This is a genomic window from Allobosea sp. 2RAB26 (genome assembly GCF_052115465.1).
Classification (GTDB): domain Bacteria; phylum Pseudomonadota; class Alphaproteobacteria; order Rhizobiales; family Beijerinckiaceae; genus Allobosea.
In genome coordinates this window covers 1-23,918 of the sequence record NZ_JBFRGS010000018.1, presented here as the reverse complement: position 1 = coordinate 23,918, position 23,918 = coordinate 1, and the positions used below count along the sequence as shown (strand labels likewise).

Annotated in this window: 24 protein-coding genes; 10 read left to right on the top strand and 14 right to left on the bottom strand. The window is 65.9% G+C overall.

All coding sequences use genetic code 11. The features are described 5' to 3' along the window. The first annotated feature begins 58 nt into the window (after window positions 1–58). From AB4118_RS27325 to AB4118_RS27315, 3 genes are read left to right on the top strand one after another with little or no spacing between them, the layout of a single operon-like run. A complete protein-coding gene (locus AB4118_RS27325) occupies window positions 59–1,237 on the top strand; it encodes a low temperature requirement protein A (protein ID WP_441492697.1) in 1,179 nt (392 codons plus the stop codon). 3 nt (window positions 1,238–1,240) lie between these two features. Then, entirely contained in the window at window positions 1,241–1,519 is a 279-nt protein-coding gene (locus AB4118_RS27320; RefSeq protein WP_441492696.1) for a hypothetical protein, read from the top strand. Beyond that, window positions 1,516–1,983, top strand: a complete 468-nt coding sequence (locus AB4118_RS27315; RefSeq protein WP_441492695.1) for a YbaK/EbsC family protein — start codon at window positions 1,516–1,518, stop codon at window positions 1,981–1,983. The genes AB4118_RS27320 and AB4118_RS27315 overlap by 4 nt, the downstream gene beginning before the upstream one ends. A gap of 6 nt (window positions 1,984–1,989) precedes the next feature. On the opposite strand, the gene AB4118_RS27310 is transcribed toward AB4118_RS27315, so the two are convergent. The 4 genes from AB4118_RS27310 to AB4118_RS27295 form a co-directional block, all read right to left on the bottom strand. Further along, entirely contained in the window at window positions 1,990–2,805 is an 816-nt protein-coding gene (locus AB4118_RS27310; RefSeq protein ID WP_441492694.1) for a DUF72 domain-containing protein, read from the bottom strand. 150 nt (window positions 2,806–2,955) lie between these two features. Continuing rightward, window positions 2,956–4,023 carry an NAD/NADP octopine/nopaline dehydrogenase family protein gene (locus AB4118_RS27305; protein WP_441492693.1) on the bottom strand — a complete coding sequence of 356 codons (1,068 nt, stop codon included), beginning with the start codon at window positions 4,021–4,023 and terminating at the stop codon, window positions 2,956–2,958. Window positions 4,024–4,052: 29 nt separating this feature from the next. After that, on the bottom strand, window positions 4,053–4,628 hold the full coding sequence (locus tag AB4118_RS27300) for a peroxidase-related enzyme (RefSeq protein ID WP_441492692.1): 576 nt from the start codon (window positions 4,626–4,628) through the stop codon (window positions 4,053–4,055). Next, window positions 4,625–5,128: a CMD domain protein gene (locus AB4118_RS27295; protein ID WP_441492691.1), complete on the bottom strand. Its 504-nt coding sequence runs from the start codon at window positions 5,126–5,128 to the stop codon at window positions 4,625–4,627. Before AB4118_RS27295 ends, AB4118_RS27300 begins: the two co-directional genes overlap by 4 nt. Before the next feature lie 102 nt (window positions 5,129–5,230). Between AB4118_RS27295 and AB4118_RS27290 the strand changes: the two genes are divergently transcribed. The 6 genes from AB4118_RS27290 to AB4118_RS27265 all read left to right on the top strand — a co-directional run bounded on the left by AB4118_RS27290 (window position 5,231) and on the right by AB4118_RS27265 (window position 14,396). Beyond that, window positions 5,231–6,604, top strand: coding sequence for an ABC transporter substrate-binding protein (locus AB4118_RS27290; protein WP_441492690.1), 1,374 nt, complete (start codon window positions 5,231–5,233; stop codon window positions 6,602–6,604). Then, complete coding sequence (locus tag AB4118_RS27285) at window positions 6,601–8,544, top strand: ATP-binding protein (protein ID WP_441492689.1); 1,944 nt, start codon at window positions 6,601–6,603, stop codon at window positions 8,542–8,544. Before AB4118_RS27290 ends, AB4118_RS27285 begins: the two co-directional genes overlap by 4 nt. Next, window positions 8,541–9,893, top strand: coding sequence for a sigma-54-dependent transcriptional regulator (locus tag AB4118_RS27280; RefSeq protein WP_441492688.1), 1,353 nt, complete (start codon window positions 8,541–8,543; stop codon window positions 9,891–9,893). The genes AB4118_RS27285 and AB4118_RS27280 overlap by 4 nt, the downstream gene beginning before the upstream one ends. Before the next feature lie 194 nt (window positions 9,894–10,087). After that, complete coding sequence (locus tag AB4118_RS27275) at window positions 10,088–11,425, top strand: ABC transporter substrate-binding protein (protein ID WP_441492687.1); 1,338 nt, start codon at window positions 10,088–10,090, stop codon at window positions 11,423–11,425. 158 nt (window positions 11,426–11,583) lie between these two features. Then, window positions 11,584–13,296 carry an ABC transporter permease gene (locus AB4118_RS27270; protein ID WP_441492686.1) on the top strand — a complete coding sequence of 571 codons (1,713 nt, stop codon included), beginning with the start codon at window positions 11,584–11,586 and terminating at the stop codon, window positions 13,294–13,296. Between the two features lie 2 nt (window positions 13,297–13,298). Then, window positions 13,299–14,396, top strand: coding sequence for an ABC transporter ATP-binding protein (locus tag AB4118_RS27265; protein ID WP_441492685.1), 1,098 nt, complete (start codon window positions 13,299–13,301; stop codon window positions 14,394–14,396). Here AB4118_RS27265 and AB4118_RS27260 read toward each other — a convergent pair. Next, complete coding sequence (locus tag AB4118_RS27260; protein ID WP_441492684.1) at window positions 14,393–14,665, bottom strand: hypothetical protein; 273 nt, start codon at window positions 14,663–14,665, stop codon at window positions 14,393–14,395. The two genes, AB4118_RS27265 and AB4118_RS27260, sit on opposite strands and share 4 nt — an antisense overlap. Between AB4118_RS27260 and AB4118_RS27255 the strand changes: the two genes are divergently transcribed. Then, entirely contained in the window at window positions 14,664–15,908 is a 1,245-nt protein-coding gene (locus AB4118_RS27255) for a Zn-dependent hydrolase (protein WP_441492683.1), read from the top strand. The genes AB4118_RS27260 and AB4118_RS27255 overlap by 2 nt on opposite strands. Before the next feature lie 30 nt (window positions 15,909–15,938). Here the strand turns inward: AB4118_RS27255 and AB4118_RS27250 are convergent, their stop codons facing one another. From AB4118_RS27250 to AB4118_RS27210, 9 genes are all read right to left on the bottom strand, one after another. Beyond that, complete coding sequence (locus tag AB4118_RS27250; RefSeq protein WP_441492682.1) at window positions 15,939–16,409, bottom strand: aminoacyl-tRNA deacylase; 471 nt, start codon at window positions 16,407–16,409, stop codon at window positions 15,939–15,941. Window positions 16,410–16,620: 211 nt separating this feature from the next. Then, window positions 16,621–17,856 (bottom strand): metal-dependent hydrolase family protein, encoded by a 1,236-nt coding sequence (locus AB4118_RS27245; RefSeq protein ID WP_441492681.1) that lies wholly within the window; start codon window positions 17,854–17,856, stop codon window positions 16,621–16,623. Between the two features lie 27 nt (window positions 17,857–17,883). After that, window positions 17,884–18,372 (bottom strand): GAF domain-containing protein, encoded by a 489-nt coding sequence (locus AB4118_RS27240; RefSeq protein ID WP_441492680.1) that lies wholly within the window; start codon window positions 18,370–18,372, stop codon window positions 17,884–17,886. Between the two features lie 15 nt (window positions 18,373–18,387). Next, window positions 18,388–19,302 (bottom strand): branched-chain amino acid ABC transporter permease, encoded by a 915-nt coding sequence (locus AB4118_RS27235; protein ID WP_441492679.1) that lies wholly within the window; start codon window positions 19,300–19,302, stop codon window positions 18,388–18,390. After that, window positions 19,302–20,165, bottom strand: a complete 864-nt coding sequence (locus AB4118_RS27230) for a branched-chain amino acid ABC transporter permease (protein ID WP_441492678.1) — start codon at window positions 20,163–20,165, stop codon at window positions 19,302–19,304. The genes AB4118_RS27235 and AB4118_RS27230 overlap by 1 nt, the downstream gene beginning before the upstream one ends. Before the next feature lie 19 nt (window positions 20,166–20,184). Beyond that, the gene (locus AB4118_RS27225; RefSeq protein WP_441492677.1) at window positions 20,185–21,390 is read right to left on the bottom strand and encodes an ABC transporter substrate-binding protein; all 1,206 of its coding nucleotides are present in this window, start codon (window positions 21,388–21,390) and stop codon (window positions 20,185–20,187) included. Between the two features lie 47 nt (window positions 21,391–21,437). After that, window positions 21,438–22,163 carry an ABC transporter ATP-binding protein gene (locus AB4118_RS27220; RefSeq protein ID WP_441492676.1) on the bottom strand — a complete coding sequence of 242 codons (726 nt, stop codon included), beginning with the start codon at window positions 22,161–22,163 and terminating at the stop codon, window positions 21,438–21,440. Next, a complete protein-coding gene (locus tag AB4118_RS27215) occupies window positions 22,160–22,924 on the bottom strand; it encodes an ABC transporter ATP-binding protein (protein WP_441492675.1) in 765 nt (254 codons plus the stop codon). Before AB4118_RS27215 ends, AB4118_RS27220 begins: the two co-directional genes overlap by 4 nt. Beyond that, window positions 22,921–23,574 (bottom strand): TetR/AcrR family transcriptional regulator, encoded by a 654-nt coding sequence (locus tag AB4118_RS27210; protein WP_441492674.1) that lies wholly within the window; start codon window positions 23,572–23,574, stop codon window positions 22,921–22,923. The genes AB4118_RS27215 and AB4118_RS27210 overlap by 4 nt, the downstream gene beginning before the upstream one ends. Between the last annotated feature and the right edge of the window lie 344 nt (window positions 23,575–23,918).

The following is a 23,918-nucleotide window of genomic DNA, read 5'->3' as shown; positions in this document are numbered from 1 at the left end:
GCTCTCGACCACGGGCGCGGCCTGGTCCTATTCTGCCGGCGTCGCGAGCGAGGCCGGCATGACGCAGACCCATCAGCGGCGCACGCCCTTGCGGACGCGCGTTGCACACGAACACGCCAAGGTCAGCTTCGTCGAGCTGTTCTTCGATCTCGTCTTCGTCTTCGCGATCACGCAGATCTCGCACACATTGCTGGAGCATTTCACGCTGCTTGGGCTCGCCCAGGCCACGCTGCTGCTCGGCGCGGTCTGGTGGGCCTGGGTCTGCACGAGCTGGGTGACCAACTGGCTCGACCCCGACTCGACGCCGGTCCGTCTGATGCTGTTCGTGCTGATGTTCATCGGCCTGGCGCTCACGACCTCGCTGCCGGGCGCATTCGAGGATCGCGGCCTGATCTTCGCCTGCGCCTATGTCGCGATGCAGCTTGGACGCAGCGTCTTCACGCTGATCAGCCTACGGGGCCGCAGCCCCGCCAACTACCGGAACTTCCAACGCATATGCCTCTGGTTCGCGCTGTCCGGCGTGTTCTGGATCATCGGCGGATTAGCCGATGGCGGTCTCCGCTTCGGGTTCTGGGCGCTCGCACTTGCGCTTGAATATGGCGCGCCCTGGATCGGCTTCAGGGTGCCGGGTCTCGGCCGCTCCAGCACCGCCGAATGGGATATCGAAGGCGCGCATCTTGCCGAACGATGCGCGCTCTTCATCATCATCGCGCTCGGTGAATCCGTACTGGTGACGGGCGCCACCGCATCGAAGCTGGCAGCAACGCTGCCCAATTCGCTTGCCTTCGCCAATGCCTTTCTCAGCTCCGTCGCGATGTGGTGGTTGTATTTTCATGTCGGCGCCGAGCGCGGCAGCCAGCGCATCTCCATGGCGGAAGATCCGGGCTCGCTGGCTCGCAGCGCCTACACCTTCATCCCTCTGCTCCTCGTCGCCGGAATCATCCTGGTCGCCGTCGGCGACGAGTTCGTGCTCGCGCACCCGACCGGCCACACCGAGCTCAAGGTGGCGATCGCCGTCATCGCGGGGCCGATCTTCTACGTGATCGGAAATCTGCTCTTCAAGAAGGCCACGGCAGGATGGTATCCGCTGTCCCACCTCGTCGGGCTTGGACTGCTGGTCCTCTGGGCTCCGACGGGCGCGATCCTGCCGCCGCTCGCGCTGAGCTTCGGTGCAACGCTCATCCTGGTCCTGGTCGCGGCCTGGGAAACGCTCTCGCTTCGGCCGAAGGAGGCCTGACGCATGCATACGATGAAGATGCTCTCGGCCGGCTTTGCGCTGCTCGGCCTGCTGCTGTTCCTGGCGCCGCGGGTGAACCGCAGCAGCGCGCACCCCATCGCCTATGCGGTCAAACTGTTCATTCCGCTCTGGCTCGCGGTTTCGCTGATCAATCTCGTCGTTGGCGTGACCCGCGCCGGCTACACGGTTCTCGAGGAGGCTCCGATCCTGCTCATCGTCTTCGGCATCCCGATGGCGATCGCGCTGCTGCTACGCTGGTTCTTTGGAAAGGCCTCGGCATGAGTCTCGAATCGGTTCGCTCGTTCTTCGCGGAGCACGCGCCGGACATCGCCATAATCGAGACTGTAGAGAGCAGTGCGACGGTCTCGCTAGCCGCGGCGGCTCATGGCGTCGAGCCGGCGCAGATCGCCAAGACGCTCTCGCTCCGGATCGGCGAGCGGGTCGTGCTGGTCGTCGCGCGCGGCGATGCACGGCTGGACAACCGCAAGGCCAAGGCGGCCTTTGGCGGCAAGCCGCGCATGCTCGATCTCGGCGAGGTCACCGAGATCACCGGCCATCCGGTCGGAGGCGTCTGCCCCTTCGGGCTTGCCTCCCCGCTACCGGTCTATTGCGACATCACGCTGAAGGCTTTCGATGAAGTCGTGCCGGCTGCCGGATCCGCCCAGAGCGCGCTCCGCATCAGCCCACAACGCATGGTCGAGCTGACCAAGGCCGAATGGGTCGATGTCTGCCAGGAACCGGCCTGACGGGCCTCAGCCCTTGCCGCCGACGCGCTCGATCAAGGCCATTGCGGCAGCCGGGTTGCGGATCTTGTCGCCGCTGATGACATATAAAAAGACATCGCGGCCGCCCTGCACTCCTGCGGGCGTCGCGACTGTGTCGAGATCCTTCGGCACCTCGCCTTCCGCCCAGCGACGGGCGCGCTCGGCCCAGGCGTCTAGGTCTGTGGCCGAATAGCCGTTTGGTTCGGCCTCCTGCGTGCCCATGATGCGGCTATAGACGAAAGGCGCCGTCGGATCGGCAATCTGCGTGTATTTGGAATCCGCTGCAGTGACGACCGCTACGCCGTATTCGCGCAGCAGCGCGACGAAGTCCGGCGAGCGAAAACTGTCATGGCGAACCTCGACGGCGTGGCGGAGCGCGCGGCCTTCGACGGATTTCGGCAGCAGTTTCAGGAAAGCTTCGAAATCCACCGGGTCGAAGGCCTTGGTCGCCATGAACTGCCAGTTGATCGGGCCGAGCTTCTCCCTGAGCTCCAGCACGCCGCCCGTGATGAATTTCTCGATCGAGGGGCCAGCTTCCGCAAGCACGCGGCGGTTGGTGATATAGCGTGAACCCTTCAACGAGAAGACGAAGCCGTCCGGCGTCTCCTCGCGCCATTTGGCGAAGCTTTCGGGCTTCTGCGAGCCGTAATAGGTGCCGTTGATCTCGATCGAAGTCAGCTTGCTGCTGGCATATTCGAGCTCGCGCTTCTGGGAGAGACCGTCAGGGTAAAAGCTGCCGCGCCAAGGCTCGAAAACCCAGCCTCCGATGCCGATCCTGATGGCGCCCTTTGCTGCTGCGGACATGACGGCTCCTCGTTCAAGCTGGCTGGCGGCATTCTTGTCGCAAACGGGCATTGAGACCACCCGCTTTCGGAGAGCCGTCCCAACCCGTCTCGTCATATCGTGGCCAAACGGCTTGTCAGCGCCTGTCAGCAGACGTTCGACGACCCGGCCTCAGCCGTCGCGCAACCGCTTGTGCAGACCAGCGGCGTCCAGGCCGCCCAGATCCAGCAACGGCAGGAGATCGTTCTCCGCCCTGAAATCCCGCGCGCAGACCGCATTGAACAGCGCGATGCCGGCCTGATGCAACGGCACTGCCACGCCCGTGATGGCGCCGAGCAGTTCGAGCGGCACGAGCCCGAAGGGCACGTCCTCCGTGATGAAGCGGGTATCGAGCGTCTTCGGCCCCATCAGCTCCGGGCGCATGGCATAGACCGCGGTAGCCATCTCGCCGACAGGGCCAGGCGTGACGCCGAAGGACAGGGCATAGTGATCCTGCACACTGCGCACCGCGAGTCCGAAGGCCGCCGCAAGCGCGAGCCGCTCCGCGTCCATCGCATCGATGATGCGGCCGACGCCGCGCGTCGTGCTCCCGTAATTCGGCCAATCCTCGCCCTGTTCCGCGCGGGTCAGATTGCACAGCATGCTCGCCATATGCCCGGGCGGATTGAGGTTGCTCAGCATGATGGCGAGCAGGTCTTCACGGGGCTCGAACCGATCGCCGAACAATGCCTGGCAGATCGAGTGCCCCTCCGCTGCGAAGCGTCGCGGCCCGGTCGCGACGTCGAGCCGGGCACGGATGCCGGAGATGTTGACGCTGCGCGGCCCCGTCTTGCGCGCGGTCAGCGCGGTCGTCGCCCAGGCGGCAATCGGCAGCGTGATCCCGCGCTTCGCCAACAGGTCATGCAGATAGAGTGCGGCAAAGGAGCTATGCGCGCTGATGACCACGCTCTGGCCGTGATGCAGATGCTCCGAAAGCGTTTCCAGCACGGTTCGGAAGCCATTGGCCGGCACCGCCACGATGACGGTTTCGGCGCCCGCCACGGCGTCCGCACAGCTCTGCGCGACCGCGATGGGCAAGGATGCGACGATCTTCCCGGTTACCGTCAGTTCCGCGCGCCCGGCGAAATCCGAGAGGGCCACTCCGCTCGGCGACCACAGCACCGGCTGATGCCCATGTTGCGTCAGATAGGCGGCATAGCCTCGGCCGATACCGCCGGAGCCGATGATGGCGACACGCATGTTCGATGGACTCTTGCTGCGTGGACGGCTCAGTCGCGAACCGGTTCGCCGAGCGTATGCATCAGCCGGTTGGCCCAGCCGAAGATCGAGGCGGAAAGGATCAGGTCGAGGATTTCAAGCTTCGACAGTCCAAGATCGCGCAACGCGGCAATATCCGCCGGTGTCGCCTCGGACGGCGTCTTCGAGAGCCTGACCGCGAAATCGAAGATCGCCTGCTGGTGTTCCTCCAGCTCGGCATCGACGCCATCGGCGAAGATTGCTTCGATCACGTCTGTCCGCTTCGTCAACTGGTTGAAGCGCGAGGCATGCACTGCCGCGCAGTAGACGCAGCGATTGACGATCGAGGCGCCGACTGCCCCAAGCTCCCGTTCGGCCGAGGACAGTCCGCCCCTGCCATACATGATGGCGTTGAAGAGCGGCGAGCGCACCTTCAGGGATTCGGGATCATGCGCGAGCGTGAGGACATAGGCCGAAACCTTCTTGTTCGACGGCGTGATCTGCAGCGCATCGAGCTGCTCCGGCGTCGCGTCCTCGAGCGCGACCGGCGTGACATAGGGCGACCAGCGCGGCACCTCGGCCGTGAACTCATGGACCGGAGCGCTCACAGGACCTCCTCCAGCAGCCGCAGGCCGGCAATCACGCGGACCTGGTAATTGACGAAGGCAGCAAGCTCGGCGAGCCGGACGATGTCGGGCTCCGCGATGCCTGCCGCCTTGAGCGCCTCGATATCCGCCCGCGTCGCGTCCTTGACCGTCTTCGTCAGGATGTCGACATGACGCGTGACCGCGATGAGCCGCGCATCCGCGCCGAGTTGCTCAAGGGCCGCGCCCGAAGCGATCGCCGCCAGCGCGGAGGTCTCTCCGGCTTGGCCGAGCAGTTCCCGGTAGTGAGCGGCCAGCCCGGAATCCCCGTTCCATCGGGCCATCCTGACCGCCAGCGCCGCACGTTCGGCATGGCTCAGACCGCCCGGCTCGCGCGGCAGCAGGACCGCGTCATGGCTGGCCTGGCTCATCTCCATGATCCCGGAGCGCTCTGATACGGCGTCCGCAAGTTGGGAGCCCGCCTTCAGCCCCGCCAGGCTCTCGATCAGATTCGTCCCGCTCAATCCCATCTCCCCTCGCCGTGACGAGCGATGTTTAGGATCGGCGAAGGCGAAGGTCCACCCGTCGATCTATGCGGGTCCGGTTGCCGGCTATATGACAGATTCATGATCCGACGCGCGGCACGTCTCTGCCTTGCCCTTGCGGCTTTCGCCTGGCTTGCCGCCGGCCCGGCAGAAGCTCGCCGCGTCCAGATCATCACCTCGTTCCCGCCCGCCTTTTTCGAGCCCTTCCGGACGGCCTTTCGCAATCGGCACCCGGACATCGCGGTCGAGGTCGTGCAGCGCAAGACCACCGCAGCCGTTGCGGATATCCGGACGCAGCAGCGTCAGGAGGCCGATCTGTTCTGGGCCTCGGCCCCCGACGCCTTCGAGTTGCTGAAACGGAGCAGGCTGCTGGCACCGCTGCAGGCCCGGGCGACCGGCGCCCCCGAGACCATCGCGGGCTACCCCGTCAACGATCCGGATGGGCACTATCTCGGCTTTGCCGTCTCGGGCTACGGGCTGGTCTACAACCCGTCCTATCTTGCGGCGCGTGGGCTCCCGGTACCGCGCAACTGGGCCGACCTTGCCGCCCCCGCCTATGCCGGCCATATCGGCCTGACCTCGCCGGCCCGCTCCGGCACGACGCACCTGATGGTCGAAGCCCTGCTGCAATCGCTCGGCTGGGAACGTGGCTGGGCGCTCTGGTCCGAGATCGGGGGCAATCTCGCCACCATCACGGCGCGCAGTTTCGGGGTGACGGCCGGTGTGGCGCGCGGCCGCTTCGGCATCGGTATCTCGATCGATTTCCTGGCAGAAACCGCCGGCGCGGAGGGCGAGACCAGCCGCTTCCTGCTGCCGGAGGAGACGCTCTTCGCACCAGCCAGCATCGCACGGCTGGCAACGTCACCCAATCCGAAGGAAGCCGAGCTCTTCATCGACTTCGTGCTCTCGCCCGAGGGCCAGAAACTGCTGCGCGAGCCGCGGATCGGCCGGCTTGCTGTCTCACCGGCTGCCTATGGTGCCGACGAGGCGCCGCCGCATCTTTCGGATCTGTCGGGCCTCTTCAACCGGACACGCTTCGATGCCGGGCTGTCGGCCGGCCGCTACGAACTGGTCAACATCATCTTCGACGAGTGGATCACCTTCCGCCGCGCGGAGCATGCCCGGCTCTGGCGCAGCCTCCAGGGGCTGGAGGCCGCGCTTCTCGCCTATCCCGACGGGCAGGCCGCCCGCCTCCTGACCGAAGTGCGCGAAGCGCTGGTGCGGCCGCCCATCACCGCCTCGGAACTCGGCCAGCCCGAACGCTTTCGCGATCTTGTGCGTGTGCCTCGGGGCCTGGCCGTTCCAGAGGCACAGGCGCGTATCGAAGCCGAGATCCGCAGCGCAATCGCAGCCCAAGCCGCTGACGCCACAGTCAGGTTGCGACAGGCTGCCGAACGGCTCGCCGCCGCAGGGTGGACCAACTCGGATGATGGGCTGGCCGGAGGGCTGCCATGAGGCGCCTCTGGCGAGACCGACGTTTCGGCATCGGCGAACGCCTGATCGCCGCCTTTCTCGGCGTCGGTCTGTTCGCCGTCGGCGCCGGCATCGTCGGCGTCATCTCCTATGAGCGCCTGAGCACGGAACTGGCGGCCATCGCCCGCGATCATCTGCCGGGCCTGGCCTCGTCGGCGAGGCTCGCCGAAGCCAGCGCGCGCGTCATCGCCAGCATGCCCGAGCTTGCCAATGCCGAGCGGCGCGACGCCTATGAACGCAGCCGACGACTTGTCGGAGAACGGCTGGACGAGCTCGACCGGGTCCTGGCCGAGCGGGCCGAGGGAGGGTTCGCCTCGCCCGCCCTCGCCGCGGTCGCGACGGAAATCCGCAGCAATCTCAAAGCCATCGATGCGGTCTCGGAGCGGCGCTTCCCGCTTGGCGAGCGCAATCGCGCCATCGGTGAGGAACTGCGCTGGCTCCAGGCCGATCTCCTCGACGAAATCGAGCCGCTCACCGACGATGCCCGCTTCAATATCGAGACGGCGCTCGGCCAGGCCGGAACCGATGCACCAAGCGCGGCCAAGCCGAATGCCATTCGCGAGGAGACCCGCAAGAGCGCGGCGTTGATGACGCTGAATGCCCAGGCGAACCTGATCGTCGGACTTTACGGGCGGCTCGGCGTGGTCCGCACCCGCGAGGATATGGAGCAGACGGGCCACGTCATCGGCGAGGCGGTCGACCAGCTCGAAATCGAGGCCAGGGCGCTGAATGGCTGGCCCGATACCATTACCGTCAGGCAGATTGCCCAAAGGCTGATCGGACTTGCCGATGCCGGCACCGGACTACCCGCCATCAAGCGTGCCGAGCTGGCGGCCCAGGCCGACGCGCAACGCCTGATCACGGAAAGCCGGCGGCTGGTCAGCGAGCTCGGCACACTGGTCTCCCAGGAGGTCCAGAGAACGGAAGCAACCGCGAAGGCCGCTGCCGAGCGTTCGGCCACAGCGATCAGGCTCGGCCGCAACCTCCTCCTGGCGATCGCCGCCGCCTCGCTGATCGGAGCCCTTCTCATCGGCTGGTTCTATGTCCGCCGGCATCTCGTCGCGCGGCTGCGCGTGCTCACCGAAGCCGCGACCAGCATCGCCAGCGGGCAGTCCTCGGCTGTTCTGCCCCACGCGGGCAATGACGAGCTCGGCGACCTCGCCCGCGCGCTCGCGGTCTTCCGGCAGACCCGCGACGACCTGATCCAGGCGGCCAAGCTGGCCGCGCTCGGTCAAATGGCTGCCGGCCTCAGCCACGAACTCAACCAGCCGCTGGCGGCGATTCGCTCCCATGCCCATAACGGCGTGCTGCTGCTGGAGCGCGAGCGTCCAGACGAGGCCCGCCACGCCATCATGCGCATCCAGGCGCTGACAACGCGCGCCGCCGAGTTGATTGCTCACCTCAGGCGCTTCGCCCGCAAGCCGGGCGTGACGCTTTCTCCCGTCGAGGTCGGCGGTGTGGTCGAGACGGCGCTGTCGCTCTTCGGTCCGCGTCTCGATGCCGGGCAGGTGGCGCTGAAGCAGGACATGCCAGGCGAAAGGCTCTATGTCCGCGCCGAAGAAATCCGGCTGGAGCAGGTCCTGGTCAACCTCATCGCCAATGCCCTCGATGCCATCGCAGGCCGGCCGGACCCGACGCTCGCGATCGGCGCGGCCCAACGCGGCAAGGCCGTCGAGATCTGGGTCGAGGATAACGGGCCCGGCATCGACCGCGCGCATCTGGAGCGAATCTTCGACCCGTTCTTCACGACCAAGCCGGTCGGCTCTGGGCTCGGCCTCGGCCTCTCGCTCTCCTACAACATCATCAAGGACCTTGGCGGCACCCTCGCCGTCGCCAGTTCCGGTCCCGCCGGCACACGCTTTCTGATTATGCTCGAAGCCCTGCCGAGCCGCGCAATGGCTGCCATGGAAATTGACGCATGAATGCGCCAAGGATTGTTCTCGTCGACGACGATGCCGAGGTTCTCGAGGCCTGCCGGCTGACCTTGGAGCTCGAAGGCTTCGAGGTCGCGGCAAAGCGCTCGGCCGACGCAGCCCTTCCCCTGCTGACCCGCGACAGCCCCGTCGTTCTGGTCAGCGATGTCCGGATGCCCGGCCGCGACGGCTTTGGCCTGCTGGCGGCGGTCAGGGCGATCGACCCGGAAATTCCGGTCGTGCTCGTCACCGGCCATGCCGACGTCCCCATGGCGGTGAAGGCGATCCGCGACGGCGCCTGGGATTTCGTCGAGAAGCCGGCCGATCCCGTGCTCCTCACCGAGACCGTCCGCCGGGCGAGCGATTACCGCCGGCTGATCATCGAAAACCGACAGCTGCGTGCCGGAGCCACCACCGACGACCCGTGGGTCGCGCGGCTTGTCGGCGCCTCGCCGGCGATCGTCCGTTTGCGGCAGCGGCTGACCCTCATGGCCGATGCCGATGCCGATGTACTGCTCTTCGGCGAAACGGGGACCGGCAAGGAGGTCGCGGCGCGCGCGCTGCACGATCTCGGCAAGCGCCGCAGCGGCCGCTTCGTCGCGGTGAACTGCGGCGCCATTCCCGAAACCATGATCGAAAGCGAGCTTTTCGGCCATGAGGCCGGCGCCTTCACCGGCGCGCGCGAGCGGCGCATCGGCAAGATCGAGCATGCCAGCGGCGGCACGCTCTTTCTCGACGAGATCGAGTCGATGCCGATGGCCGCACAGGTCCAGCTGCTGCGCGCACTCCAGGAGCGGCGCATCGAACGCCTCGGCTCCAACCGCGAGATCGCGGTCGATATCCGCATCGTCGCGGCAACAAAGGCGGACCTCGCAGCATTGGCCAAGGCCGGCGGATTTAGAGAGGACCTAGTCTATCGCCTCAATGTCGTGACGCTTCGCCTGCCGCCCCTGCGCGATCGGCGCGAGGACATTCCATTGCTGTTCCAGCACTTCCTCGGGCTCGCCGCCGCTCGCGTCGGCCGCTCCGCCCCGCCGCTCGGCCGCGATCTGCTGCAGCGCCTGTCACGGCAGGACTGGCCCGGCAATGTCCGCGAATTGCGCAACGCCGCCGAACGCAGCCTGCTGGGGATGGACGAGGATTTCGATGATCACGAGACCGTCGCCGGACCATCGAGCGCCGAACTGACGCTGGAAGAACAGATCGCGCTCGCCGAAGCCGAGGTGATCGGCGCGGCGTTGAAACGCCATGGCGGCCGGATCGGCGTCACAGCAGCCGCCCTCGGCATCACCCGCAAGACCCTTTACCTCAAGATGCGCCGCTACGGATTGAGTGGCGCGGCAGCGCTTCCCGACTGACGTCGCGATGTTACCGTCCTGACCCATCCCCTCGACGCGACGGTTACCGCAACGACCCGCAGAGACCGCGAACTGCGCGCGCAAACCGGGATTTCCTCAACATAATCAACACGACGCCCGGTTGGCATCGTCGTTGCTGACAGATGTGCATCGGCCTCGACGCCGGGTGAGCAAAAACTGTCTTGGAGGAAATCATGGTCAATCGCAGGGTCGCACTCGCGGCCGCCCTCGGCCTGTCGCTCAGCACGTCATTCGCAACCATCGCCCTCGCCCAGGCTCCGGCCGGCAAGGTCACCGTCGTCACCTCCTTCTCCAAGGACGTGACCGACCCGATCAAGAAGGCCTTCGAGAAGGCGGTTCCGGGCGTCACGCTCGAGGTTCAGAACCGCAACACCAATGCCGGTGTGAAATATGTCGAGGAGACCAAGGCCAACAACCAGGTCGATCTCTTCTGGGCATCGGCTCCTGACGCCTTCGAAGTGCTCAAGGGCAAGAAGCTGCTGACGCCCTACAAGCCCAAGGCGGCCGGCATTCCCGAGAAGATCGGCTCCTATCCGATCAATGATCCGCAGGGCTTCTATTTCGGCTTCGCGGCATCGGGCTACGGCATCATGTGGAATGATCGCTACGCCAAGGCCAACAAGCTGCCGGAGCCGAAGGACTGGCAGGATCTCGCCAAGCCGGCCTTCTACGACCATGTCTCGATCGCCTCGCCGGCCCGCTCCGGCACGACGCACCTGACCGTCGAGACCATCCTTCAGGGCGAAGGCTGGGAGAAGGGCTGGCGCACGCTCAAGGAGATGTCGGGCAATTTCCGCTCGATCACGGAACGTTCGTTCGGGGTGCCGGAGGCGGTGAACTCCGGGCAGGTCGGTGTCGGCATCGTCATCGACTTCTTCGCCTTCTCGGCGCAGGCGTCCGGCTTCCCGGTCAAGTTCGTCTACCCGACCGTGACCACCGTCGTGCCTGCCAATGTCGGCATCATCGCGAACCCACCGAACAAGGCGGCGGCCGAGGCCTTCGTCGAGTTCCTGCTCTCGCCGGCCGGCCAGGAGGTCCTGCTCGACCCCGGCATCCGCCGCCTGCCGGTCAATCCGGCCGTCTATGCCAAGGCCGGCGCCGACTATCCCAACCCCTTCACCGATCCGCGCTTCCAGAAGATGATCGGCTTCGACGTCGACAAATCCGAAGCCCGGACCGCTGTCGTCGACACTCTGTTCGACCAGCTGATCTCCTTCCAGCTCGATGCGCTGAAGGGCGTCACCAAGACGCTGCACGAGGTCGACGCCGCGCTGGCGAAGAAGCCCAACGCCCAGGCCAAGGCTGCAGCCGATGAGGCACGCAACCTGATCGCAGCCATGCCGGTCTCGGAAGCGCAGGCTGCAAGCGCGGAACTCCGCGGCGCCTTTACCGGCGGCAAGGAGAAGGGCGCCAGACAGGCGGAGCTCGAGAGCCAGTGGGCCAATGCCGCCCGCGAGAATTACGCCAAGGCCAGGACCAAGGCCGAGGAAGCCCTCAAGCTCGCGCACTGAGCCGTCGCCGCTGCCATCATCCCTGCCGTAGCGACGTGAAGAGCCGGGATCCATGCCGGCCTCCCATTGGAGGCTCGGGCATGGATCGCGGATCTCCGCGCGGCCGTCTGGCATGATGGCGCGGGCTTTATCGATCGAGCCTCTTTCGGGAACTCCCCATGACCGCCGTCCCCGCGCTCTCGCGCCCCAAACGCATGTCGGCGACGCCTGGCCAGATCGCGCTCGCGCTGGCCATTGCAGCCTTCCTGCTCTTCTTCCTCGTGCTGCCGGTGGCAACGGTGATCTATGTCGCCTTCACCGAGAAGGGTACGAACAGCTTCACCCTGATCAATTTCTACGACTTCTTCCGCACCGAGCTGTTCATCCGGTCGTTCTGGAACTCGGTCTATGTCTCGGCCATGTCGGTGGTCTGGGCGTCGGTCTTCGCACTGCCGCTGGCCTATCTGACGACGCGTTTCGTCTTCCGCGGCGCTGCGGTCGTCCAGACGCTGGGTTTCCTGCCCCTGATCATGCCGCCCTTCGTCGGCGCGGTGGCGATGCAGCTCTTCTTCGGCCGCAACGGCTCGATCAACCTGCTGCTGGATGATTGGTTCGGCTTCAAGATCGGCTTCATGGAAGGGCTGAACGGCGTCATTTTCGTCCAGTCGGTCCACTACTTCCCGTTCATCCTGATCAATCTCTCGGCGGCGCTGCGCAATATCGACCGGGCCATGGAAGAGGCCGCGCAGAATCTCGGCTCCTCCGGCTTCCGCCTCTTCCGCCGCATCGTCTTCCCGCTTGCCATGCCGGGCTATCTCGCCGGCGCCTCGCTGGTCTTCGTCAAGGTCTTCGACGATCTGGCGACCCCCCTCCTGCTCAACGTCAAGGACATGCTGGCGCCGCAGGCCTATCTGCGCGTGACCTCGATCGGGATTGCCGACCCGATGGGCTATGTCATCTCGGTCGTCCTGATCATCGCCTCGGTCGTCGCCATGTGGCTGTCGGCGCTGGCGCTGAAGGGCCGCGACTACGCCACGACCCAGCGCGGCGGCGGCGGCCTCGCCAAGCGCGTGATGTCACCGACAGAGGCCATCTTCGGCTATGGCGTCGTCATCCTGATCCTGGCGCTGGTGCTCGCGCCGCATCTGGGACTGCTGCTGCTCTCGTTTGCGACGATCTGGTCCTATTCGCCGCTGCCGGACGCCTTCACCGTCGCTCATTACGCCCGCGTCTTCGGCGAGAGCTCCGTCTACATCAAGAACACGCTGATCTATGCCAGCATCGCAGGCGGGATCGACATCGTGCTCGGCGTCGCGATCGCCTATCTCGTGCTGCGGACGAAGCTGGTCGGCCGCGAATGGCTCGACTGGACGGCGTCGGCGGCACTGGCGATCCCGGGCGTCGTGCTCGGCATCGGCTACCTCCGGACCTTCTACGGCATCACCTTGCCGGACGGCACGCCGCTCGCCTCGCTCTGGATCACCATCGTGCTGGCGCTCGCGATCCGGCGCCTGCCCTATGCGCTGCGCGCCTGCCACGCGGCGCTGCAGCAGATCTCGGTCTCACTTGAGGAGGCGGCGGAGAATCTCGGCGCCACCAAATCCCGGACAGTGCGCCGCGTCGTCGTCCCGCTGATGGCAGGCGGCATTCTCGCCGGCTTCGTCACCAGCTTCTCGACCGCGGCGGTCGAGCTCTCGGCCACGCTGATGCTGGTGCAGTCCAACTCCGACGCGCCACTGGCCTATGGGCTCTATGTCTTCATGCAGTCCGCCGCCGGACGTGGGCCTGGTGCGGCGCTTGGCGTCGTCGCGGTCATCCTCGTCGCGGCCTGCACCTTCCTCTCCCATCTCATCATCGAACGCAGCCAGAAGGCCAAGGGAATGGGCCACTGATCATGAACGCCATCGCACCGCTCGCTACCAAAGCCGTCGCCGTCGATATCGAGGGCATCAATCTCTCCTACGGCACCAATCATGTGCTGAAGAACGTCAACCTCGCGATCCGGCCCGGTGAATTCTTCGCCTTTCTCGGGCCATCGGGCTGCGGCAAAACCACGCTGCTCCGCCTTATCGCCGGCTTCAACCAGGCCGATACCGGCCAGGTCCGGATCGGCGGCCAGGACATTTCCACCCTGCCGCCCTGGAAGCGCGATGTCGGCATGGTCTTCCAGTCCTATGCACTCTGGCCGCATATGACGGTCCGCAAGAACGTCGCCTTCGGTCTTGAGGAGCGCGGCGTCGCCCGCGCCGAGATCGAGCGGCGCGTCGGGGTCGCGCTCGACCTGGTCGGGCTCGGCCATCTCGGCGACAGGCGCCCATCCCAGCTCTCCGGCGGCCAGCAGCAGCGCGTCGCGGTCGCGCGCACCGTCGCGGTCGAACCGAAGGTCTTGCTGCTCGATGAGCCGCTCTCCAATCTCGACGCCAAGCTGCGCGTGCAGGTGCGGCGCGAGCTGCGCGACCTGCAGCAGCGCCTCGGCCTGACGACGATCTTCGTCACCCACGACCAGGAGGAGGCCAACACGATCTGCGACCGCATCGCGGTGATGAACGAGGGCATCGTCCAGCAGGTCGGCACCCCGATGGACCTTTACGAGCGCCCGGCCAATCTCTTCGTCGCGAATTTCCTTGGTACCGCCAATATCCTCGAGGGCAAGGTTGTCGGCAGCGGCACCGAACGCGCCTTCGAGGTCAAGGGCGGCGCGAAGCTCCCGATCCCGGGTGATGTAGCGGTCCCGACCGGCGCCAAGCTGGTCTTTCGTCCCCAGCATGCGACTCTCGGCGCCGCAGGCGCCACGCATGCTGGGCAAGTCGCGTTGCCGGGCAGGATCGCGCATCGCGAGTTCCTGGGATCGAGCATGCGCTACGGCGTCACGATCGGCGAAACCGAAGTCTCGGTCGACCTGCCCTTCCAGTCGGGCGGCGACCTGCATGAGGTCGCGGCACCCGTCAGCCTGTCGCTGTCGCCGAGAACCGCGCTCTGGCTGGAGCGCTAAAGCATCGGCCCGGAAAGTGAATTGAGGTTTTCGGGGAAAGCCGATGCAAGCACGGAAGCCTGGATCATCGGACCGGATACGGTATCCCGTGAGATGATCCAGCCCTGGCGAGAATCACGACCAATGCGCAGCGCCGGGCAAGGCCATGACGAATATCCATTTGCCAGAACGGTGTCGCGCCGCTCAGAGTTGATGCATCCCGTGATGCCGTGACGGCTATTTGCTTGCGCGGCATCGCTCGCCGACCTTGCGCAAGAGATCTTCGCCATGAGCCCGCCTGCCGCCGCCCGCATCGACTTCGAGCGCTTCTGGACGACAATAGAACGGTCGGGCGAGATCGGTCCGGGCCGGCCGGGCGGTCTCTCCAGGCTTGCCTTGTCGGATGCCGACAAGCAGGTCCGCGACGAGTTCGTCGGCTGGTGCCGGGAGGCCGGCCTCACCGTCCGCATCGACGGAATCGGCAATATCTTCGCCCGGCGTCAGGGCCGCGACGACACGCTGCCTCCCGTCGTGATGGGAAGCCATCTCGACACGCAGGTGAATGGCGGCCGCTTCGACGGCATCGCCGGCGTGCTCGGCGCGCTCGAAGTCTGCCGCACGCTCGATGCGCTCGGCCATCGCACGCGCCGCCCGCTGGAGATCGTGAACTGGACCAATGAGGAGGGCGGCCGCTTCTCCCCGCCCATGGTCGGCTCGGGCTGCTTCACCGGCACCTACACACTGGACTGGGCCCGCGGTCGCACCGACGATGACGGAATCAGTCTCGGCCAGGAGCTGCAGCGCATCGGTTATCTCGGCGAGATGGAGGCAAGCCCGCACGCCTTCGACGCCTATTTCGAGTTCCATATCGAACAGGGCCCGATTCTCGACCGCGAGGGCATGCAGGTCGGCGTCGTTACCGGCGGCTACCCCAGTTGCGGCATGCTCGTCGAATTCCGAGGTGAGACAGCCCATACCGGTCCCTGGCCGATGGAGCGGCGCAGGAACGCCCTGGTAGCCGGCGCGCGCCTTCTCACTGCGGTCGACGATATCGGGTGGGAGAACGCCGGCACGGGCGGCAAGGCGACAGGTTCGCGGCTCGTCGCCTGGCCGAACAAGCCCGGCATCCTGTCGGACTGGGCGCAGGCGGTTTGCGACGTCCGCCATCCCGACGCGGAGACGACCCTGGTCATGGCCGAGCGCGTGCGCCGCGCCATTGGCGAAGCCGCTGCACGCGGCGGCTGCACGGCCGAAATCCTCGACACCTGGAACTGGGGCGGACGGATTTTCTCGGGCGAACTGATCGAGGGCATCCGCTCTGTCTCGCTCGGGCTCGGCTACCGGACGCAGGATATCCTGAGCCAGGCCGGGCACGACGCCTATTTCGTCGCCCGCCATGCTCCGACGGCGATGATCTTCGCGCCGTGCAAAAACGGCATCACCCATAACAACCTGGAACTCTGCACGCGCGAGGATCTGGAGCCCGGACTGAATGTCCTGTTCCGCTCCGTGGTCGCGCGCGCCGATCGATAGGGGCTCTGTCGCCCCGCGCGATGCCGATGTCTAGGACGGGTGGCTGAAGCGAGCGACCCGCGCATCCTTCATCAGGTTGCAAAAGTCAGGTCCACTGACGCGCACCAGCGTCCTGTGGTCGCCCCCCTCGAAATAGACGTCCCTGGCGTCATGAAGGCTTTCATCGAGGATCACCGGTACGTCATAGGCTGATCCGATCGGCGGAACCGCGCCCAGGTCGCAATCGACGAACAGCGAACTCACCTCATCCTCCGAGGCGAGGCCGAGCCGCTGGTGTATCACATCCTGCAAGGTGGAGAGCTCGATCCGGTGCGTGCTGGGAACGACGGCCAGGACATAGCCGCTCTCATGGTGAACCACCACGGATTTGGCCAGCCTGCTGCCCGGGACATGCGCGGCTTGCGCCGACTGGCTGCTGGTCGCCGTACGGTGATGCGCGACGGTGTCATAGGCGATGCCTTCGCCGTCGATATAGGCTTGGAGTTTCTTTGCGATTGTCATCGGAGGCGCCCCTTTGTTGTCTGGCGACGCGTCAGGACGACATCCTCCTCTCCTCCTCCGCGAAGTCAACGGCGAATGGGCTGCCAGGGCCGGGGCACAGGCTCCGCCCGTGCGAGCCGGCGAGCCTTTGACACGCGGTTGTGGATCCGGGTTCCGGGCCTCGGCTAACCGATCGTCCCGGAACCGCTCGATTGTCTGCCCGCCAGCGGCCTCAGCTCAGGCTTGAGCGCTTCATGAAGGCGCCGCCCTTCATGATCAGCGGCATATGCCGGCCCTGGCGGGTCAGCAACGCCAGGTCCTTCAGCGGGTCGCCGTCGACGACGATCAGGTCGGCATGGGCGCCCGACGCGACCGTACCGATCTTGCCTTCGAGCCCGAGCAGCTTCGCCGCGACATGGGTGGCCGCACCGATCACCTCATGCGCCGGCAGGGCGCGGCCGCGAATGACGAACTCCTCGGACTGATGACGGTGCATCTCGCCGAGAAGATCGCTGCCATAGGCCATGGGCAGGCCCGCCTTCCTCATGATGGCGAGCGAATCCATGCCGGCGACACGGACATTCTCGACCTTGGCGATGGAATCCGGCGGGAAACCGAGCTTGCCGCCTTCGCTGGCGAGCTTGTCATAGGTCACCAGGGTCGGCACGGCGACGGCGCCCTTCGCGGCGGCGAGCTTGGCTGTATCCGCCTGGATCAGGTTGCAATGTTCGAGCGAGTGGACGCCAGCCTCGACGCAGCGGCGGATCGCCTGGTCCGTATAGACATGGGCCGAGACATAAGTGCCGGCCATCCGGGCTTCCTCGACGATCGCCTCGAGCTCGCTCACGGAATAGCCGAGGAAATGGATCGGATCGGTCGGAGAGGCACAGCCGCCATTGGCCATGATCTTGATGAAATCGGCTCCGCCCTTGAGCTCCTCGCGGGCCGCCCGGCGCACCTGGTCGATGCCGTCGCAAATGCGGCCGAGAGCGCCGAGCCGATGGCGGGTCGTCACCGCCTCGCGATCGTCATAGCGGCCGCGGAAATCGGCATGGCCGCCGGTCTGGCTCAGCGCCTTGCCGGAAATGACGAGGCGCGGTGTCGGGAAATGCCCCTCCTCGGTCGCGACCTTCAGCCCGAAATCGGCGCCGCCGACATCACGCACCGTGGTGAAGCCGCGCAGCAGCATCTCACGCATGATCACGAGGGAGCGCACCGTCACGAGGGAGTCCGGCAGCGCCGCATTGCGCCCGAGATCGGCGACGCCGGCGATGACATGCACATGCGCGTCGATCAGTCCGGGCATCAAGGTCCGGCCCGCCAGATCGATCACCTTCGCCTTGCCGGCGGACACGGTCTTGCCGACCTCGCGGATCGTCCCGCCCTCGACCAGGACTGAGACCGGTGCACCGCGCTCCGGCGCGGTGCCGTCGACGATGCGGGCATTGGTGAAGAGAGTGGAAGCCACGGCATTTCTCCAGTCGGATGGGAGCTGTCAGACAGCGCGCGCTGCTGCGCGGGCAGCCAGGAATGCGGGAACCAGCAGAGGCGCCAGCCGCTCCACCAGCGGCACATGCTCCTCGCGATAGAAGCCTTCCGGCGCGAGCAGGTTGATCGTGCCGACGACCTTGCCGTCATAGAGCGCCGGGACATTGATGACCGAGCCGAGGCCCATGCTCTCGATCAGCACGTGATCGAAGAAGGCCCAGCGGATTCCGGCCTTGTCGCGCCCGAGATAGGGCTTGCGCCCCTTGAGCACATGGTCGCCCCAGGGCGTCGGCCCCATCGTCTTGCGGCCCGAGACCGGATATTCGGCCGGGCGGTTCGAATAGATCCGCGCGACCTCCTCGCCATCGACATAAAGCAGGGTGAAGAGCTCATGCCCGACGAGCTGCTTGGTCGCAGCCTCGAAAGCCTTGAACAGTGTGTCCGGCTGGCCGGGCTCTGCAAGCAGGCGCGACAGGGCGGCAAGATCATCGGACATCGTGAACTCCGGGATTCAGGCTTTGAAAGGGACGGGTTTGGGTGCCCGTGGAATGCGTTCGGGCAGGAGCCCCTGCGGCCGCAGGTGCAGGACGAGGATCAGCGCGAGCCCAACCAGGATCTCGCGCAGTGCCGCGACCTGGACAGGCTGCAGACCTGGCACCCATTCGGTGGCGAAGCGCGTCGCCTCCAAGAAGATCACGACGAGATAGGCGCCCACGACCGCGCCGCTCGGGCGACCGACCCCACCGGCAGTCACCGCCAGGAAGATGTAGATCGTGATCAACGGCTGGAAATGGTCAGGCGACACATAGGACTGGAAATGCGCATAGAGCGCGCCGGCCAATGCCGCGATGGCAGCTGAGAGCGCGAAGGCCTGGAGCTTGAAACGCAGCACCGTCTTTCCGGCGAAGGCCGCAAGCTGCTGATCCTCGCGGATCGCCTTCATTGCCCGGCCATAGGGCGAGCCGTCGAGCCGACGCAGCAGCAGCCAGACGCCGGCCACGATCAGCGTGACCAGACCGAGATAGAACAGGTTGAAGCCCATGAGGCCGAGCTCGGCCTTGAGAGGCGCCTTGATCCCGGAAATGCCGTCGGATCCCTTGGTGAGCCAGCGCTCGTTCAATGCAACGAGCCGGATTACCTCGGCAAAGCCGAGCGTGACGATGGCGAGATAGTCGTCGCGCAGGCGCAAGGTCGCGAATGTGACGACAAGCCCGACCACCGCGCCGACCGCGAGCGCCGCGGTCCAGCCGAAGAGCACCGGCGCCCCTGCCCCGGTCGCCAGCGCAGAAGCATAGGCCCCGACCGCGAAGAACCCGGCGAGACCGAGATTGACCAGTCCGACGCCGCCCCAGATCAGGTTCAGGCTGAGCGCGAGCAGCGCGTAGATACCACAGAGCGTCAGGGTGAAGATGACGTAGGACAACATCAGACCGCCCTCTCGCCCAGGATGCCGCGTGGACGGAAGGTCAGCATGATCAGGATCGCGATGAAGCCGACGGCGGTGCGATAGGTTGCGGGCACCGCGATCAACGCCAGTTCCTCGGCGATGCCAAGCGCAAGCGCTCCAACCACGGCGCCAGGGATCGAGCCGAGCCCGCCGAGCACCGCGGCGGCGAAGACCGACAGCAACACGCGATAGCCGGTGAGCGGGTCGATCGAGGTATCGAGGCCGATCAACACGCCGCCGACACCGGTGAGCCCTGCACCCAGGAAGACGGTGACGATGGCGATCCGGGCCGGATCGATACCCTTCAGCCGGGCGAGATCGGGATTGTCGGCGACTGCGCGCATGGCCTTGCCGAAGCGCGTATAGCGCAGGAAGGCAAACATCGCGGCCATGATCACGACCGCCAGCGCAAGGCTCTGCAGCTGCTGCGGGCCGATCCGCAGATCGCCGAAGCGCATGTCGCGCATCAGAGGCAGATCATAGCCGCGCATGTCGTTGCCGAAGGCGAACCGGACGATATTCTCGAGCACGAGATTGAGCGCGATAGAGGCGATGGCGACGATGAGCGCCCCGTTCCCGCGCAGGCGGCTGAGCGCACTCTCCTCCGCGACCACGCCGACGGCTCCGGCGATAGCAAACGCAATCACGAGAGCCGGAATGATCGGCAGCCCCAGCACCACATTCGCCCACCATGCGGCAAAGGCGCCAATGGTGGCATAGGATGCGATGGCGAAGTTGGGATAGCGCAGCACGGCGAAAATGGCCGAGAAGCCGACAGCCGGGACGGCAATCAGCGCCCCGGTCATCAGCCCGTTGATGAGCGCCTGCAGGAAAAGGGTCACGCGCGCGGGTCTTTCGGGATCAGGCGATCTTGACCAGAACGATCTTCCCGCCCTGGACCTGCTCGTAGCGGAACTTCGAGTCGCTGATATCGCCGGTCTCGGTGAAGTCGCACGGGCCGCTGGCGCCGTCATAGTCGACGGGCTGCTTGGCTGCGATCGCCTTCAGGCCGTCAATGGCATTGTCGATCTTGGTGCCGCCCGGCGCCTGGCTGGCCTTGCGGATCGTGTCCTTGATCGCCGTACCGGACGCATCGCCGGCCAGCGCGATCGCCATCAGCACCAGGTTGATCTGGTCATAGATCTGCGTCGTGTAGGGATCGGGCGAAGCCACGCCGATCAGCTTGACCAGGCGCTCATAGGCCTTCGAGCCTTCCGCCGACGAGGGCGAGATCGTGTAGGTCTTGTCGACGACATCGGCCGGAACGCTGTCGACGAGCTTCTGGTTCACCGAATAGCCGAAGGCGACCTTGAGCCCGCCGAAGCCGGCCCGGAAGAGGTCTTTCAGCATCACGGCGGTGTCGGGCGTATAGCCGCCGAACACGACCGCGTCGGGCTTGAAGCGCAGCACCTCGTCGATCTCGGTGCGATAGGCAGGCTTCTTGTCGTCATAGATCAGGGACGCCGTCTCGCCGCCGCCCTTCTTCACGGCCTCGGTGATGTTGTCGAACTGGCTCTTGGCGAAGGGCGTCTGCGGCGACAGGAAGAAGACGCGCTTGGACTTCTCGGCGATGACGAACTCGCCGAACTTGCGGCCCTGCAGCGTCGTCGTCGGCTGCGTGCGGATCAGATAGCCCTGATGCGGCAACTGCGTGATCGAGTCCGCGCCCGAGACGGTCGCCAGGAAGGTCTTCGATTCCCAGCAGAGCGGCGCGACCGCGGTCGTGACCGAGGAGGCCCAGGTGCCGAGAATGGCCGAGACCTTGTCGACGTCGATCAGCTTGCGCGCCGCGCGGACGCCGGCTTCCGGATTGGTCTGGTCGTCCTCCGAGATCAGCTCGATCTTGCGCCCGAGCACGCCACCTGCCGCATTCACCTCATCGATGACGGCCTTGACCGCCTTGACCATCACCGGGCCATAGGGACCACCCGAGCCGGTCAACGGCGTCAGGGTGCCGATCCTGATCGGCGCGCCCTGGGCGAGCGCGAGCTTCGGTAGCGCACTGACACCGGCGAGCGCGGCGGCACCCGTCAGAAGCGTCCGGCGGTTCGTCATGAAATCAGCCATGGTGATCCCCTTGTCCTTATGTTTCTTGAACTGTGTCGGCGTCGGCTTCAGCCGCCCAGGAAGAGGCGGCGGATATCGGGGTCGGAGGCGAGAGCAGGTCCCGCCCCCTCTCGGCTGTTGCGGCCAGAGACGAGCACATAGCCCCGCGTCGAGATTTCGAGCGCTTCGAGCGCGTGCTGCTCCACCATCAGGATCGGCAAGCCCCCCCTGTTCAGGGCGACGATCGCCTCGAACAGTTCATCAGCCGCCTTGGGCGAGAGCCCGGCTGTCGGCTCGTCGAGCAGCAGCAGGCTCGGCGCATTCATCAGCCCCATCGCCATCGCCAGGATCTGCCGCTGTCCGCCCGACAGCGTACGCGCCAGCGCGCGCCGCTTCTCCGCCAGCATCGGATAGCGCTGATACATCTCTTCGCTGCGCGTCCTGACTCCGCCGGGATCCTGGAAACCGCTGATCTCCAGGTTCTCGGCAACCGTCATCGCACCAAAGACATTGCGTTCCTGCGGTACGAAGCCGATGCCGGCCCGCGCCCGGCCAAGCGCATTCGCAGCCGTGATATCCGCGCCGTTCAGGCTGATCTGGCCCTTGCGCGCCGCAACCAGCCCTGCGACGGTCTTGAGCAAGGTCGATTTACCGGCCCCGTTCGGCCCGATGATCGAAACGATCTCGCCTGGTGCGACCCTGAGCGACGTGCCCTTGAGAATTTCTTCGGCCGCGCCGTAGCCGGCGACAACACCGTCGACCGAGAGCAGGGCGGCGCCCGCAGCCGCGCTCAATGCCGCCTCCCGAGATAGGCTTCCTGCACCCGGATGTCGGCGGCGACCTCCTCGAACGAACCCTGGGTCAGGGTCCTGCCCTCAGCCATGACGACGACCGGTTGGCAGAGGCGCTTGATCAGCGCCATGTCATGCTCGATCAGGCAGATCGTCAGGCCTTCACGGTTGAGCCCGACGAGATGCTCGGCGATCTCGTCGGCCAGGCTCGGATTGACGCCCGCCATCGGCTCGTCGAGCAGCAGGATTTTCGGCTTGGCCATCAGGGCTCGCCCGATCTCGACCAGTTTTTTCTGACCGCCGGACAGCGCCGTGACTGGATTATCAAGCACGTGGTCGAGCTTCAGCCGGCGCGCAATCTCGAAGGCGCGCTCTGCCAGCTCGGCTTCGCGGCGGCGTGCGGCAGCAGAGCCGAACAACCCCGCGAGCAGATTCTCGCCGGGCTGATCCGCGCCATAGAGCATCAGATGTTGGAAGACGCTGAGCTTGGGGAAGCCCCGTGCCAGCTGAAAGGTCCGCACAAGCCCCGCCGCGACGAGTTCTTCCGGTGCCAGGCCCGTTGCATCCTTCGGCCCCAGCGCGACTGTACCGCCCTTGGGCCGGTACAGTCCGGATACAGCATTGAACAAGGTCGATTTGCCGGCACCGTTGGGGCCGATCAGGCCGGTAAAGCTTCCGGCCGGCACGGCGAGATCGACACCGCGCAGCACATGCACGCCGTAGAAGTCGAGCTTCAGGCCCGTGACCGTCAGCAGCGGCGTCATGAAGCCTGTGCCCCCGCAACCGACCGGCGTGAGGGCGATGTCTGTGTCGGAAAATGCTGGCGGACCTGAAGCTTCCAGAAATTCAGCATCTCGGCGTAATAGGCTGGGTCCTTCCGCAGCACGGTCTGGGCGATCATGCCGCGCACCAGACACATCGTGGCGTTCATCACCACGCGGGTATGGTCCGCATCGACCTTGGTGCGGGCGGCGAGTGCGGTCCAGACCGCATCCAGACCAGCGTGGAATTCTCGCACCACGGGCACGAGATCAGCCCGGAACTCGTCATTGTGCCGCGCCTCCGGCAGGAACTCCATGGTCACATAGAACAGCCGGTCCGACATCATCTGCCAGATGTAGTCGACGATCTCGTCGCTGGAGCCACCCCGCTCTGCGAAGGCCTCGGCGAAGCGATGCAGGTTGCGCGAGGAACGCCCGAGCAGATCGGCGACAGAAGCCGTGATGATCGCCTCGCGCCCGGCAAAGTGATGCGTCAGCGCGCCACGCGAGACGCCGGCGGCGCGGGCAATTTCGGGGGTGGTCGTGCGTGCGAGCCCGCGATCATGCATCAGATCGATCGTCGCATGCATCAGCCGCGCAGAGGTGTCCGCGCTGCGTTCCTTCTGCGATCGCCTCTTGCCGGTTCCGGTCAAGCTGCCCCTCCACTTTCAGCCGAGAGCAAGCCTGTGATCGCATTTACAAACAGTCAAGACTGTTTCTACGACGACGGTGCTGAGTTGCGTGCTGAACGGGTAAGCGGCAAGACACACTGAGGATCCGGCCAAAGCCAAGGCCGGTCAGCCCGCGGATTCTGCAGGGAGCCATGGCATGTCGTTCAGCTGGGACGAGGCCGTTGCCTACGCACTGACGCTTCCTGGCGCCGGGATTTCAACCAGCTATGGCATGCCGGCGGTCAAGGTGAAGGGCCGGGCGTTTCTGTCGCCCGGGCACGAAGCTGGGTCCTTCTGCATCGCGATCGATCGTGACACGGTCACCA